The sequence below is a fragment of the Nocardia sp. NPDC055165 genome (genome assembly GCF_053606985.1).
Map to the genome: position 1 here is coordinate 45,707 of NZ_JBSGSS010000020.1, position 13,029 is coordinate 58,735.

Annotated in this window: 13 protein-coding genes; 5 read left to right on the forward strand and 8 right to left on the reverse strand. The window is 68.5% G+C overall.

Going from position 1 to position 13,029, the window contains the following annotated elements:
- Nucleotides 1–2 precede the first annotated feature (2 nt).
- On the reverse strand, nucleotides 3–1,226 hold the full coding sequence (locus tag ACWFRF_RS30930) for a cation:proton antiporter (RefSeq protein WP_379314010.1): 1,224 nt from the start codon (nucleotides 1,224–1,226) through the stop codon (nucleotides 3–5).
- Nucleotides 1,227–1,311: 85 nt separating this feature from the next.
- Nucleotides 1,312–1,803 carry a pyridoxamine 5'-phosphate oxidase family protein gene (locus tag ACWFRF_RS30935; protein ID WP_378636960.1) on the reverse strand — a complete coding sequence of 164 codons (492 nt, stop codon included), beginning with the start codon at nucleotides 1,801–1,803 and terminating at the stop codon, nucleotides 1,312–1,314.
- 62 nt (nucleotides 1,804–1,865) lie between these two features.
- On the opposite strand from ACWFRF_RS30935, the gene ACWFRF_RS30940 reads away from it, so the two are divergent.
- Nucleotides 1,866–2,846: a helix-turn-helix transcriptional regulator gene (locus ACWFRF_RS30940; RefSeq protein WP_452453650.1), complete on the forward strand. Its 981-nt coding sequence runs from the start codon at nucleotides 1,866–1,868 to the stop codon at nucleotides 2,844–2,846.
- Between the two features lie 20 nt (nucleotides 2,847–2,866).
- Here the strand turns inward: ACWFRF_RS30940 and ACWFRF_RS30945 are convergent, their stop codons facing one another.
- On the reverse strand, nucleotides 2,867–3,274 hold the full coding sequence (locus tag ACWFRF_RS30945; protein ID WP_452453651.1) for a MerR family transcriptional regulator: 408 nt from the start codon (nucleotides 3,272–3,274) through the stop codon (nucleotides 2,867–2,869).
- 134 nt (nucleotides 3,275–3,408) lie between these two features.
- On the opposite strand from ACWFRF_RS30945, the gene ACWFRF_RS30950 reads away from it, so the two are divergent.
- Nucleotides 3,409–4,308: an MBL fold metallo-hydrolase gene (locus tag ACWFRF_RS30950; RefSeq protein ID WP_452453653.1), complete on the forward strand. Its 900-nt coding sequence runs from the start codon at nucleotides 3,409–3,411 to the stop codon at nucleotides 4,306–4,308.
- Between the two features lie 2 nt (nucleotides 4,309–4,310).
- On the opposite strand, the gene ACWFRF_RS30955 is transcribed toward ACWFRF_RS30950, so the two are convergent.
- The 5 genes from ACWFRF_RS30955 to ACWFRF_RS30975 all read right to left on the reverse strand — a co-directional run bounded on the left by ACWFRF_RS30955 (nucleotide 4,311) and on the right by ACWFRF_RS30975 (nucleotide 10,636).
- A complete protein-coding gene (locus ACWFRF_RS30955) occupies nucleotides 4,311–5,408 on the reverse strand; it encodes an FAD-dependent monooxygenase (protein WP_452453655.1) in 1,098 nt (365 codons plus the stop codon).
- Nucleotides 5,409–5,638: 230 nt separating this feature from the next.
- Nucleotides 5,639–7,072, reverse strand: a complete 1,434-nt coding sequence (locus tag ACWFRF_RS30960) for a GntP family permease (RefSeq protein WP_452453657.1) — start codon at nucleotides 7,070–7,072, stop codon at nucleotides 5,639–5,641.
- 10 nt (nucleotides 7,073–7,082) lie between these two features.
- Nucleotides 7,083–7,724: a bifunctional 4-hydroxy-2-oxoglutarate aldolase/2-dehydro-3-deoxy-phosphogluconate aldolase gene (locus tag ACWFRF_RS30965; protein ID WP_452453659.1), complete on the reverse strand. Its 642-nt coding sequence runs from the start codon at nucleotides 7,722–7,724 to the stop codon at nucleotides 7,083–7,085.
- On the reverse strand, nucleotides 7,721–9,334 hold the full coding sequence (locus ACWFRF_RS30970) for an N-acyl-D-amino-acid deacylase family protein (RefSeq protein ID WP_452453729.1): 1,614 nt from the start codon (nucleotides 9,332–9,334) through the stop codon (nucleotides 7,721–7,723). Before ACWFRF_RS30970 ends, ACWFRF_RS30965 begins: the two co-directional genes overlap by 4 nt.
- Nucleotides 9,335–9,343: 9 nt before the next feature.
- Nucleotides 9,344–10,636: an amino acid deaminase gene (locus ACWFRF_RS30975; protein WP_452453730.1), complete on the reverse strand. Its 1,293-nt coding sequence runs from the start codon at nucleotides 10,634–10,636 to the stop codon at nucleotides 9,344–9,346.
- 157 nt (nucleotides 10,637–10,793) lie between these two features.
- Between ACWFRF_RS30975 and ACWFRF_RS30980 the strand changes: the two genes are divergently transcribed.
- Genes ACWFRF_RS30980 through ACWFRF_RS30990 form a run of 3 tightly spaced genes read left to right on the forward strand, consistent with a single transcriptional unit; the run spans nucleotide 10,794 to nucleotide 13,007 of the window.
- Nucleotides 10,794–11,828, forward strand: a complete 1,035-nt coding sequence (locus tag ACWFRF_RS30980; protein WP_452453661.1) for a sugar kinase — start codon at nucleotides 10,794–10,796, stop codon at nucleotides 11,826–11,828.
- On the forward strand, nucleotides 11,825–12,595 hold the full coding sequence (locus tag ACWFRF_RS30985; RefSeq protein WP_452453663.1) for an IclR family transcriptional regulator: 771 nt from the start codon (nucleotides 11,825–11,827) through the stop codon (nucleotides 12,593–12,595). The genes ACWFRF_RS30980 and ACWFRF_RS30985 overlap by 4 nt, the downstream gene beginning before the upstream one ends.
- A gap of 4 nt (nucleotides 12,596–12,599) precedes the next feature.
- Nucleotides 12,600–13,007, forward strand: a complete 408-nt coding sequence (locus ACWFRF_RS30990) for a RidA family protein (protein WP_378994188.1) — start codon at nucleotides 12,600–12,602, stop codon at nucleotides 13,005–13,007.
- Nucleotides 13,008–13,029: the final 22 nt, after the last annotated feature.

A 13,029-nucleotide genomic window follows, 5' to 3' on the forward strand; every position in this document is an offset into this window, starting at 1 on the left:
GCTCATTCATGAGCGGGTGTGACCGACTTCGCCTCCGACGCCCCGATCAGGCGTGCGACCAGCGGAAACACCAGAACGGTCGTCGCGCCCGCCGCGACCAGGATCGAGGCGACCTCGGCGGTCAGCAAGCCCGTTTGGGTGGCCACCTGGGTCACCGCGACGATGATCGGCAGGCCCGTCGCGGCAAAGAGCGCCAATTCGACGCGTTCCCGGGCGGTCGGCAGGGTGTCCGCGCGCGGCACGAACCGCTCACTCAGCCAGACGGGCAACCCGCGGGCGATCGCGATGGTGACCACGAACCACAACCACAGTGCCGGATTCCGGCCGACCGCCGCCACATCGATGCCCATGCCCGACACCACGAAGAACACCGGGATCAGCAATCCGTACCCGATGGCCTCGAGCGACGAGTCCACATCCGGATGCCCCGCCGCGATGAGCCGCCGCAGAATCATGCCCGCGGCGAACGCGCCGAGGACCACGTCCAGATCGAAGACCTCGGCGACCACCATCAGCACCAACAGCAGCAGCACCACCCCGCGCACGGGCAGCTGCGACGTGCCACCGCCCAGCTTGGCCAGCCCGGCGCCCAGATCCGGCATGCGATCGAACATCCGCACCGGCACGAATCCGACCACCACGGCCGCCACCACGAACATCACGACGACCACCACCGCGCTGCCCGCATCGCGACTGGTGAGCAGCACCGACATCGCCACGATGGGCCCCAGCTCGCCCACCGCGCCGTGCGTCATCACCGCCCGGCCCAGCCGCGAGTCGAGGATTCCCGCCTGCTTCAGAATCGGCAGCAGGGTGCCGAGCGCGGTGGAGGTCAACGCGATCGCGACCGCGACGCGGGTGCCGTTGGAGGTGTCCGTCGCCACCATGACGATCACGAACGCGAACAGCAGACACACGATCCACACCACCCACGCCGTCCGCCCGGAGCGGCCGCGCAGCAACCGCGGATCGAGCTCGTAGCCCGCCAGCAGGAACAGCATCCCCAGGCCCAACTCGCTGACCAGGTCGACCCCGCCCGCGCTGCTCGCCCACCCGAGCACGTGCGGTCCGACCACCGCCCCGGCCACCAGCAGGATCACCACATCCGGCAGATACCCGCGCACCAGCCGCGACAGCAGCGGTGCGACCACCGCGATGAGCGCGATCCAGAACAGCGAGACGATCGGCGAGGGATCGCCGACACCCTCGGAAGCGAGCAGATCCATGCAGGTCATCGTGGCACAGCGGTATGCCCGATCCCCGAAACCGCGCGCGGGCGATCGGTCACACCACCGCGCGCGGAGGGATGACTCAGTGCTTGCGGACGACGGTTTCGCCCGCGCCCGGTTTCCAGACGGTGATGTCGAGGTGGTCGTCGTTGGTTTCGACGGTGGAGGCTCCGGTGAGGTCGGCGACGTAGAAGTGGTCGAATTTCTCGCCGCGGATGTCGAAACCGCTGTCGTCGAAGAGCTTTTGGGCGAAGCGGGCGTGGACGGTTTCGTCCTTCAGGTCGGTGACGGTGCCGAAGAGTTTCGCGTCGCCGTCGGAGACCATGGTGTCGACGGTGGCGGTGTGCAGGCAGAAGCGTGGGTCACGCGCGAGATCGTCGAACTTTCGGGTATTGGGCATGCCGGCCAGGACCAGCATGTCCTCGAAGACCATCGGCTCGATCGGGCTGATGCGTGGCGATCCGTCGGCGCGCAGGGTGCCGAGCATGCACAGTTTGCCGGTGGCCTGGTGTCTGCGCTGGAACAAGGCCGCGATGCTCGGTGCTTCTTCGGTGAACTGGCTCCACGTGGTCATATCTCGTACGGTACGACCCAACCTTGACATCTTGTGTCAGGTTTCGCGGCTAGTCTCCGAATATGCGAGCGAGCAGGTTGGTGCAGTTGCTGCTGCTGTTACAAGCGGGCGGCGGCGCGACCGCGAGCGAGTTGGCACGCGAGCTCGAGGTGTCGGTGCGCACGGTGTATCGGGACGTGGAAGCACTCTCGGCGGCAGGAGTTCCGGTGTACAGCGAGCCGGGGCGCGGCGGCGGTGTCCGGCTGATCGACGGCTACCGCACCCGGCTCACCGGCCTCACCTCCGACGAAGCCGACGCCGTCCTGCTCGCCGGCCTCCCCGGCGCCGCCGCCGACCTCGGCCTGGGGACCGTGCTGGCCACCGCACAGCTGAAAATGCTCGCCGCCCTGCCACCGGAACTCCGCGGCCGGGCGACCCGCATCGCCGAACGCGTCCACATCGACATGCCCGGCTGGTTCCAGCGCCCCGACGACACCCCCACCCTGGCCACGGTGGCCGACGCCCTCTGGCACGACCGCCGCCTCGCGATCACCTACCGGCGCCGCGATCGCACGGTGGAACGGACCCTCGACCCACTCGGCCTGGTCATGAAGGCAGGCACCTGGTATCTGATCGCCCGCGAACACACCGACATCCGCTCGTACCGGGCGAGCCGCATCGCCACCGCAGTCCACATTGGCGAATCATTCATCCGCCCAGAGCCTTTCGATCTAGCCGAGCACTGGCAGTCCGCCGCCGAGGAGTTCGCCCGATCCATGCTGCGCGTGAGCGCACACTGCCGGATCTCCATCGAGCACCTGAGCCTGCTGCGCCTCATGAACGACCCCGCCGCCGTCCGCGAAGCCCTCGCCTCGACGGGCACCCCCGATGCGGACGGCTGGGCCGACATCACCATCCCCGCCGAGTCCTACGAAGTCCTGGCCCACGCCCTGCTCCCCCTCGGTGCACACATCGAAGTCCTCACCCCACCCGAGCTCCGCGCGAGCATGACCGCCATCGCCGCAGCCATGCTCGCCCGCTACCGGCGACCGACGGCGACCTAGGCACCCGAGCACCGCGAAACCTACGCCGACTGCGAGGTGCCCGGCCGGCTGAACTCGACGCAGTCAGGGCATTCGTCGACGATCGGGTGAGTACAGCGCAGCACGTGATCGAGGAAGTCGATGGTTCGGGTGAGGTCGTCGACGTGCGCTCGCAGTTCGGCTTGCTTGTCCGCGAAGAGTGCTACGCGCCGGGCCCTCGACCTCGTGTCGAAAAGATCTTTGATCTGCGCCAGGGACAGCCCCGCTCGTTGACAGAGCTGGACGAGGCGGGCCTGAACGATCAGTGCGCCGTTGTAGATCCGTTGCCCGCCGGGCGCGCGGGGCGGAACCAGGACACCGGCGTCCTCCCAGTGGCGCAGGACATGAGCGGCAACGCCCAATTCGGCGGCGGCGTCACCGATGCGGCGCAGCCCGTCGGCATGCGGCATATTCACCCCTTTACTTCAGGTCGACCTGAAGTTTTAGCGTACTTCGCATGGGACACAACGACAATCGGACTCCATTGATCGACTCGGTCGCGACACCGGACTTGTGGCGCTGTTGCCGATCCGTGGGATCGGCGGTGACGGGCGCTCTGCGGCCACGACAACCCGACCGCCGGTTCCTGGCCTCGTTGCCCGATCACGGCCTACCACGCGGCACAACGACGGTCGAGCTGACAGTTCTGGCGCAGAACGCCAAGAGTGTGCCGGCGGCAGCGATCGTCGAAGGCCTGTTCGCCCCGCGACGGATCGATTCCGCGATGACGGCTTTCGTGGTCCGGCATCCGAAGGCGACCTTTCTCGTGGACCCGGGCATCTGCGTCGACGTCCACGACCGAGCGGTGGTGGAACTCCCCCGGATATTGCGGCTCGCGGTGACGCCTCCGAAGGACGTACTCGACATACGCGAGTCACTGCATCGCAGTGGAATCGAGGCGAACGCCCTCGACTTCGCGCTGCCGACACATCTGCACTGGGACCATATCGCCGGCCTGCTCGATCTCCCCGGGCTGGCACTGCGCCTGCACCGACCAGAGCACGCGTGGGCGATGGAGGGTCCGGTGGCGCCGGTCGGCGGCGTGCGGCGAGCCGTTCGCGAACGGCCTCTCGATGTCTACGATCTGGACGGTCCACCCGTTCTCACCTTCGCCCGCAGCCACGATCTCTTCGGAGACGGCGCGGTGCTACTCGTCGACCTGTCCGGCCACACCCCGGGCAGCATCGGTGTGCTCTTACGCACCGAACACGGTCCGGTCCTGCTCGCGGGGGACGCGATCTGGCACAACCTCCAGACCGAGGAGCTACGGCAGAAGTCCGGCTATCCCGGCATGCTGGCCGACAACGACCGCACCGAGACCTGGCGTACTGTCCACCGGCTGCACGCGATCCGCAGCGCTGTTCGCATCATTCCCAGTCACGACCATCGGGCGGCGTGCGCGTGGCACGAGGACTCGCGAGCACTGCGGTCGAGGCAGATGTGACCTCACGACTTCCAGTCGAGAATCTCTGCCATGGAACGCAATTGGGTCGAGGTGGGGGTCAGGCGTAGGGCCGTGTTGCGGAGGGTGACCAGGGGGCGCGCGGACAGCTGGGCGATGGTGCCGATCCGGGCGGAGCGGGCGGTGATCATCTGGGTTCGGGGGCGGCGTTCTCGGTCGTAGCGGGCGAGGCCGTCCGGCTCGCTCGCCGAGCGGGCCAGGACCACCGCGTCTTCCAGGGCCTGGCAGCCGCCCTGGCCGAGGTTCGGCGTCATCGCGTGGGCGGCGTCGCCGAGGAGGGCGATGCGGCCGGCGGTGAAGGTCGGTAGCGCCGGAAGGTCATAGATGTCGTTGTGCAGCACCGTGTTCTGGTCCGCGGCGGCGAGGAGGGCCGGGATCGGGTGGTGCCAGTTGTCGAAGCGGTCGCGCACTTCGGCGAGGCTGCCGGGGGCGTTCTCGGGGGCGTCGTAGACGGCGAAGCAGTAGACGCGACCGTCCGCGAGCGGGGCCATGCCGAACCGTGCGCCGCGACCCCAGGTTTCACCGAATTCGGTGAGCGGCTCGTCGATGTCGACCACCGCGCGCCAGGCGGTGTAGCCGGCGTAGCGTGGCGCGACTTCGCCGCACACCGCACGCCGGACGACGCTGCGAATGCCGTCGGCACCCACGACCAGGTCGGCGGAGGAGGTGCCCGAGGAGTGCACGACCGCGCCGTCGGTCGTCGCCTCGCGCACCGAGATCCCGGTGCGCACAATCCCTTCCGGAAGCGCCGCGCGCAGAATGTCCAGCAGCCGGGCGCGGTGGATCACGACCGGAGCACCGAATCGCTCGCGCAGGGTCGCCACATCGGTGCGTGCGAGCCATCGCCCACGGTCGTCCCTGATTCCGGCCGACACCTCCGCCAGACCCTGCGCACGGACCGTGTCACCCACACCGAGGGCATCCAGCGCCCGTAAGGCATTGGACCACAGGGAAATCCCGGATCCCACGTCGGCGATCTCCGGCGCCCGTTCCAGTACCTGAACCGACCACCCCTTCCGAACGAGCGCGAGCGCCGCGGCCGTTCCGCCGATTCCGCCACCGACGACGATTGCTGTGGACATCGCACACTCCCTCATTTCGAGTACGACACGAACGGCGTCCGCACGCAGGCGCGCTCGGCGCTGTCGGCGAGTCGCAGACGATGCCCATTCTCGCCGAGTCGGTGCATCGTGGGCGCCAGCGGCTGCGCGCCCGGCATGTCCCGACTTCGTCCGGACCGGTCGCGGATCCGTGCTCGGCCCAACACGAAGCCGGGCTGCCCCGTGGGGACAGCCCGGCTTCGCGGTAGGTGTCAGACGATCGAGAACAACAGGGCCGCGACCGCGAAACTGACCACCGACAGGATGGTTTCGAGAACCGTCCAGGTCTGCAGGGTCTGCTTCACCGTCATGTTGAAGTACTTCGCGATGATCCAGAAGCCGCCGTCGTTGACATGGCTGAGGATGATCGAGCCCGCCGCGATCGCCATGGCGATCAGCGCGATCGACATCTGCGAGTAGCCCTGCTCGGCCACCAGCGGCGCGACGATGCCGCCGGTGGTGACGATGGCGACCGTGGCCGAACCCTGGGCGATGCGCAGTCCGCAGCTGATCAGGTAGGCGAGCACGATGATCGGCAGTCCCGCCGCCGACATCGTATCGGCCAGGGCCGTGCCGATGCCGGTGGCCGAGATGACCTTGCCGAAGAAGGCGCCTGCGCCGACCACCAGCAACACCATGCCGACCGGCTTGAGCGACTCGGCGGTGATGGTGCTCAGTTCCTGCACCGTCGAACCGCGCCGGATGCCGAGGAGATAGAACGCGACGAGCACGGTGATGAGCAGCGCGACCGCCGGGGTGCCGAAGAAGGTGAGCACCTGCAGCAGCGTCGAATCCTTGTCCAGCAGCTGGTAGCCGAATGTGGCGCCCAGGATCAAGACCAGCGGGATCGCGATGATGCCGCCGATCAGCGCGACCGAGGGCGGCGATTTCGTGAGCACCGCGGTCCCACCCGAACCGTCGGCCTGCTCGAGCTCGGGCTCGGGCTCCAACGGAACGAACTCCTCGGGCACCGACACCTGCACGCGCTTACCGATATAGCTGCCCCACACGATGCCCGCGGCGATGAAACCCGGAATGCCACAGACGAAGCCCATGAGAATCAGCCAGCCCAGACTCACCCCGAGCAGCCCACCGAGCGCGACGGGGCCGGGGTGCGGCGGCAGGAAAGCGTGCGTCATCGACAGACCGGCGAGCATCGGCATGGCGTAGAGGACCAGCGAGCGCCCGCCGCGCTTGGCCGCGACATAGACCAGTGGCGCGAGCACGAAGATGCCGATGTCGAAGAACACCGGGATGCCGAAGATGAGCCCGAGTAGGCCCATCGCGACCGGAGCGCCCTTCTCGCCGAACATCTTCAGCAGTTTGTCGGTGAGAACATCGGCGCCACCGGATCTTTCGAGGATCGCGCCGAGCACGGTTCCCAGACCGATGATCACCGCGATGTGACCGAGGATGCCACCGAAGCCTGTTTCCAGCAGTGACTCACCGGCTTTCAGCGGTGTGCCGACGATCTGGGAGATCGGCAGCCCGGCGGCCAGCGCCAGCAGGAGTCCGGTCAGCAGCAGCGCGACGAACGGCTCCAGTTTGACCTTGATGATGGCGATGAGTAGGACAGCGATCGCGAGACCGCACAGCACCAGCAACCCGGGGGTGGTGGTGCGCAACCAGTCGATGGTGGCGCCCATGGAAAACCTCTCAATCCAGCGAATGAACGAAATGCGCGGCTTTGGAGCCGATGTGGGACCAGCGCGCGGCCTCGACGTCGGCCGGGGCGACCACTTCGGTGCCCGCGGCGACGGCGATCGCGCCCGCTCGGAGGAAATCGCGGGCGTTGTGGGAATTGACGCCGCCGGAGGGGATCAGGAACATGTGCGGGAACGGCCCGAGCAGATCCTTGAAGTACTGCGGGCCGAGCGCGCGAGCCGGGAAGATCTTCACCGCCGCCGCCCCCAGCTCCGCCGCGGCGAGCACCTCCGACGGCGTGAACGCGCCCATGATCACCGGAATCGTGTGTGCCGCTGCCACTTCGGCGACCTCGGGGCGCAGCGCGGGCGTCACCAGGAAGCGGGCGCCGACCTCGATGGCCGCTTCGGCCTGCGCACGGGTGGTGACGGTGCCGACCCCGATCACGGCGTCGGTGACCGCGCTCGCCTTGCTGATCGCGTCGAGCACACCGAGAGTGGTGAAGGTCAGTTCGACCGCGCGAAGACCGGCGCCGGCGAGCGCTTCGGCCAGCGCGGCCGGGTCTGGGATATCGGGGGCGCGGACCACTGTGAGGGCACGATCCGCGCGGATCACGTCCATGGCCTCCGACGACGAGCTCAGCAACGGGTTCATCGGGTTTCCTCCTTCGTGGGGTCCAGGCGCAGGGAGCGACCGGCACGCGCGCCGGTCGCGGTGCCGTTCTCCAGCGCGAATTCACCGTTGACCAGTACGTGCTGGATGCCACGGGCCTGCTGCTGGGGATGCTCGAATGTCGCCGTGTCGTGGATCGTCGCCGGATCGAAGACGACCAGGTCGGCGGCATAACCGGGCCGGACGAGGCCGCGTTCGGCCAGGCGGAGCCGGGCGGCCGGGCGGCCGGTGAGGTGATGCACGCAGTCCTCGAGATCGAGCACACCCAGTTCCCGGACATAGCGCGACAGATAGCGCGGGAAGGTACCCCAGGCGCGCGGGTGCGGTCGGGCGCCGACGAGCAGGCCGTCGCTGCCGCCCATGTGGCCGGGGTCGACCATGATGGCGCGCACGTTCTCCTCGTGGCCGACATGCTGCAGGATCGTCGTGGCGAGCTGGTCGCGGCGCAGCAGGTCGAAGAACACCTCCGCCGGGGCGGTGCCGCGCTCGGTCGCGAGCTCGGCGACAGTGCGGCCCACCGTGTCCGCGAGCGCGTCGTCGCCGACGCCGCTGATCTGGATGGTCTCCCATTCGACGGTGACGCCGTGGCAGCCGTCGGAGCCGTTGACGTCGACATCTTCGGTGATCCTGGCGCGCTCGGCCGCATTGTCGAGCCGAGCGAGTGCGGCGTCAGGACCGCCCGACATCGCCCAGCTGGGCAGCAGTGCGGACAGGGTGGTCGAGCCGGGCAGATAGGGGTAGGTGTCGAGGGTGATGTCGCAGCCGTCGGCGCGAGCCGCGGCGAGCATCGCGAGGAATTCCGGTGCGCGGCCGCGGTTCACGCCGAAGTTCATGGTGGCGTGGGTCAGGTGCAGCGCGCAGCCGGTCGCTGTTGCCAGGCCGATCATCTCCGCGTAGGCCTCGAGCGCGCCCGCGCCGTAGGAGCGGGTATGCGGTGCGTAGAAGCCGCCGTAGGACGCGACCACCGAGCACAACGCGGCGAGTTCGCCGGTGTCGGCATACATTCCGGGTGTGTAGGTGAGACCGCTGGACATGCCGACCGCGCCCTGATCGAACCCCTCGGCCAGCAGCGCGCACATCCGGTCGATCTCGGCGGCGGTGGCGACCCGCTGCTCGCTGCCGACCACGAGCATGCGCAGCGTGCCCTGGGGGACGAGGTAGGCGGCGTTGGGCGTGATGCCCTGATCGAGGCGGTCCAGATATTGCGCGACGGTGCGCCAGCTGAAGTCGAAGTCCCCCGGGTTACCGTTCCAGCCCGCGATCTGCTTGCGTACCACCGCGAGTGCGGCATCGTCGATCGGCGCGTAGGACAGCCCGTCCTGGCCGATCACCTCGGTGGTGACGCCCTGGGTGATCTTCGGGAAGTGATCGGGATGGGTGAGCAGGTAGAGGTCGGAATGCGCGTGCATGTCGATGAATCCGGGCGCGAGAACCGAACCCGGCTGCACCGGAACGACTCTCGCGCCGGAGTCGACGGTGCCGGGTGGCGCGATGTCGGCGATGCGGCCGTCGCGGACCAGCACGTCGCCCCTGGTGCGTGGGGCGCCGGTGCCGTCGACGATGTCGATGTCACGAAAGAGCAGGTGCGTCATGGTCATCCGTCAGAAGTAGGTGCGGATCAGATCGATCACGCGCGGATCGGGCGCGTCGACGCTGTCGATCACCGGGATCAGGCGCCACTTGTCGAATGCGGTGCACGGGTGTGAGAGACCCAGGCGCACGACGGAGCCGACCGGAAGGTCGGCCGCATCGGCGCCGGGCAACCGCAGGAAGGTGTGCTGATCGTTGAGCGCGGTGACCACCGCGTTCGGTGGAAGAGTGCCGCCGACCACCAGTTGGGGCACCGGCAGACCCTCGTCGAAGGGAAAATCGCGTTTGCCGCCGTCGAGCAGGGCCAGCTCCGGTTCGGGCCGCGAGACCACCCTGGCCCAGCCGTGCATCGCGGACCGGAGGCCGGGCTCCTTCGCGGGCGCGGCGAGCGGGGAGATTCCCGCGTAGAAGCCGTCGTCGTGGACGACGTAAGCGCCACTGCGCAGAACCACTGTGGTCGGCACACCGCGCGCACCCTCGGGGTCGGCCAGTCCGGCGAGTTCCTCGACCACGAGCTCGGGGTAGGCGCTGCCGCCCGCGGTGACCACCGCGGGACCCGAATAGGCGCCTGCTGCACCGAGTTCGGTGTGCAGCGCGGCCAGTTCGCGCAAATAGCCGCGCACCGCCGCGACACCCTCGACGCTGCGATCGTGAGCCAGCGCGCCCTCGTAGCCCGCGACTCCGGCCAGGCTCAGCCGCTCGCTCGCACCGATGGCGGCGGCGACCGCGTGCGCCTGGGCCCGGGTGCGGGCACCGGTCCGGCCGTGCGGTCCGCCCAGCTCGACCAGCACGCGCACCCGCGAACCCGCGGCGGTCTCGCGCAGGATCTTGTCCATCAGTTCGACGGTGGCGACGCCGTCGGCCCAGCAGTACAACTCGAAATCGGCCTCGCGTGCCGATTCCGCTGCGGCTCGAGCCAACCCGACCGGGTCGAGCAGGGTATTGGCGAGCATGATCCGGCCGACACCGAACGAGCGCGCGAGCTGCGCCTGCCACGCGGTGGCCACGGTGATCCCCCACGATCCGGCCACGAGCTGCTCGCGCCACAGCTGCGGCGCCATCGTCGTCTTGCCGTGCGGGGCGAGCGCGACGCCCGCCGTGGCGGTCCACTCGGCCATGAGGTCGCGGTTCGCGTCGAGCCTGCCGCGGTCGAGGGTGAGCAACGGCGTCTGCCACTGGTCGAGTCGCGGTGCGCCGGCGAGATATTCGCGCACGGCGCTGCCCCACGCCGCAGGCGGCGCACTCTTGTCGTGGGGTCCGAGCAACTCGTCGGCGAGGGCGTCCACGACGTCGTTGTCGATGATCACAGCATCCCTTTCTGTCGACCGAGCCCGGGATGGCGGCTCGATCAGTCATATCGAACAAACATTGCACAGTATGCAACGGTGGTTGCGCTGAATGTTTCTGCTCGTTATTGTGCATCTCGAAGGCAGTGACCGCAAGCACGAAAGGGCGAACAAGGTGACCCAGGCAACATCCACTCCGCCCAGGGCGGTCACTGTCGGCGAGGGGCTGGCCGTGCTGATCGCGGGCGCGGGACCCCTGGAACTGTCCGCGCGGTTCGATAGGGGCGCGGGCGGCGCGGAGGCCAATGTGGCCGTGGTGCTCGCCCAGCTCGACGTGTCGGCGGCCTGGCTGTCGCGGGTCGGCGACGACGGATTCGGGCGATATCTGGTCGCCGAGCTCAGCGCGCAGGGCGTGGATGTCGCGGCGGTCGCGGTCGACCCGATGCGGCCCACCGGCCTGTACGTCAAGGAACGTGGTGCGGGCTCCGGCCTGGCCAACGATCTGGACGCCGATGCCAGCCGCATGCACTACTACCGCACGGGTTCGGCTGCCAGCGCACTGTCGCCCGCCGATCTCACGGACCGGGCGGAGTTGCTCGAGGGCGCCGATCTCGTGCACTTCACCGGCATCACCCCGGCGCTGTCGGAATCGGCGACCGAACTCACCCGCGCGCTGCTCGCCAGGCCGCGTCGCGCGCTGGTCAGCTTCGACCTGAATTATCGTCCGGCAGTGTGGGGTTCGCGCGTCGACGAGGCCACCGACGAACTCGCCGCGCATCTTCGCGGCGCCGATGTGGCGTTCCTCGGCGCCGACGAGGCCGAGGAGATCTTCGGCACCGGCGAACCGGCCGCCCTGCGCGCGTTGTTTCCCGAACCCGCCCAGCTGATCGTCAAGAACGACAAGCACACCGTCACGGGATTCGACGGCGATTCCTCGATCGAGGTGCCCGCGTTGACACTGGAGATCACCGAGCGCATCGGCGCCGGCGACGCCTTCGCCGGCGGTTATCTCGCCGCCCTGCTGCACGGCGCCGACCTGCGCACCCGGCTTCGATACGGCCATCTGTGCGCGGCGGCAGCGCTGACCGCGACCGGCGATTCGGCGAAACTGTCACCGCCCCAAGATATTCAGCGCCTAGCGCTGCTTCCTGACGATATCTGGGCCACGCTGCGCTATCCGGCGGCACTGGATGAAACGATCAGCGCATGAGTCAAAGCGTGTCGCGGGCCCTGTCCATTCTCATCGCCCTCGGCGAGAACTCGCAGTCCCTCGACGAGTTGGCTGTCCGGCTCGGCGTCCACAAGTCGACAGTGCTGCGCATACTGCAGACCATGCAGGCCGATCGGTTCGTCGTGCGCGACAACGCGCACCGCTACTCGCTCGGCACCCGCATGTTCGAATTGGCCAGTCGCGCACTGGAGAACCGTGACGTGCGCACCGTAGCCCGCCGGCATCTGAGTGCGCTGGGCGCGGCCACCGGGCAGACCGTACACCTGGCGGCCTACGAATCGGGCGACGCCGTCTACATCGACAAGGTCGACGCCGAGCAGGCGGTGCGGATGTACTCGCGGATCGGCAGGCCCGCGCCCCTGCACTGCACCGCGGTCGGCAAGGTGCTCGTCGCCGCGCTGCCACGCAGCGAATGGGCGGCAGTGGCAGCCCGATTGGACTACCACCCCTTCACCACCCGTACCCTGCGCACCCCCGAGCAGTACCTGGCCGAACTGAAACTCGTTGCCGCGCAGGGCTTCGCCGAGGACCACGAAGAACACGAGAGCTTCGTCAACTGCGTCGGCGTCGGCGTCCGCGACGGCATCGGCGCCGTCGTCGCCGCCGTATCGGTCTCCGTTCCCGACGTGCTGCTCGACCATGACCAAGTGCTGGCACTGTTGCCGCAGCTCAGGGCGACGGCCGACGCCATCTCCACCGAACTCGGCTGGGACCCCCGCCGAGACGTCACCGCGAGGAAAGGCTGAACCCATGTCCGACAAGACCGCCGTGCGCACCTCCGACGCCCCGGCACCCGCCCACACCTTCTCCCAGGGTGTACGCAAGGGCCCGTTCGTCCAGGTGTCCGGCCAGGGACCCGTGGACCCCGAGACCAACGAGTACCTGCATCAGGGCGATGTCGCCGCCCAGACCACGCGCACCCTGATGAACGTCAAGGCGATCATCGACGCGTCCGGCGCCACCTTCGACGATGTGATGATGCTGCGTGTCTACCTCACCAAGCGCGAGGACTTCGCGATCATGAACGAGGCATACGGCGAGTTCGTCACGAAACACACCAGCAACGGCGTGCTGCCCTCGCGCACCACCGTTTTCACCGGCCTGCCGCGCGCGGAGATGCTGGTCGAGATCGACGCGATCGCCGTCGTAACCGGCTGAGCCACCGCGAATCCCGCCATGT

Coding starts and splice junctions, on each gene's coding strand:
- ACWFRF_RS30930 (WP_379314010.1), bottom strand. CDS start 1,226: ATGGATCTGCTCGCTTCCGAGGGTGTCGGCGATCCCTCGCCGATCGTC.
- ACWFRF_RS30935 (WP_378636960.1), bottom strand. CDS start 1,803: ATGACCACGTGGAGCCAGTTCACCGAAGAAGCACCGAGCATCGCGGCC.
- ACWFRF_RS30940 (WP_452453650.1), top strand. CDS start 1,866: ATGCGAGCGAGCAGGTTGGTGCAGTTGCTGCTGCTGTTACAAGCGGGC.
- ACWFRF_RS30945 (WP_452453651.1), bottom strand. CDS start 3,274: ATGCCGCATGCCGACGGGCTGCGCCGCATCGGTGACGCCGCCGCCGAA.
- ACWFRF_RS30955 (WP_452453655.1), bottom strand. CDS start 5,408: ATGTCCACAGCAATCGTCGTCGGTGGCGGAATCGGCGGAACGGCCGCG.
- ACWFRF_RS30960 (WP_452453657.1), bottom strand. CDS start 7,072: ATGGGCGCCACCATCGACTGGTTGCGCACCACCACCCCCGGGTTGCTG.
- ACWFRF_RS30965 (WP_452453659.1), bottom strand. CDS start 7,724: ATGAACCCGTTGCTGAGCTCGTCGTCGGAGGCCATGGACGTGATCCGC.
- ACWFRF_RS30970 (WP_452453729.1), bottom strand. CDS start 9,334: ATGACGCACCTGCTCTTTCGTGACATCGACATCGTCGACGGCACCGGC.
- ACWFRF_RS30985 (WP_452453663.1), top strand. CDS start 11,825: ATGAGTCAAAGCGTGTCGCGGGCCCTGTCCATTCTCATCGCCCTCGGC.
- ACWFRF_RS30990 (WP_378994188.1), top strand. CDS start 12,600: ATGTCCGACAAGACCGCCGTGCGCACCTCCGACGCCCCGGCACCCGCC.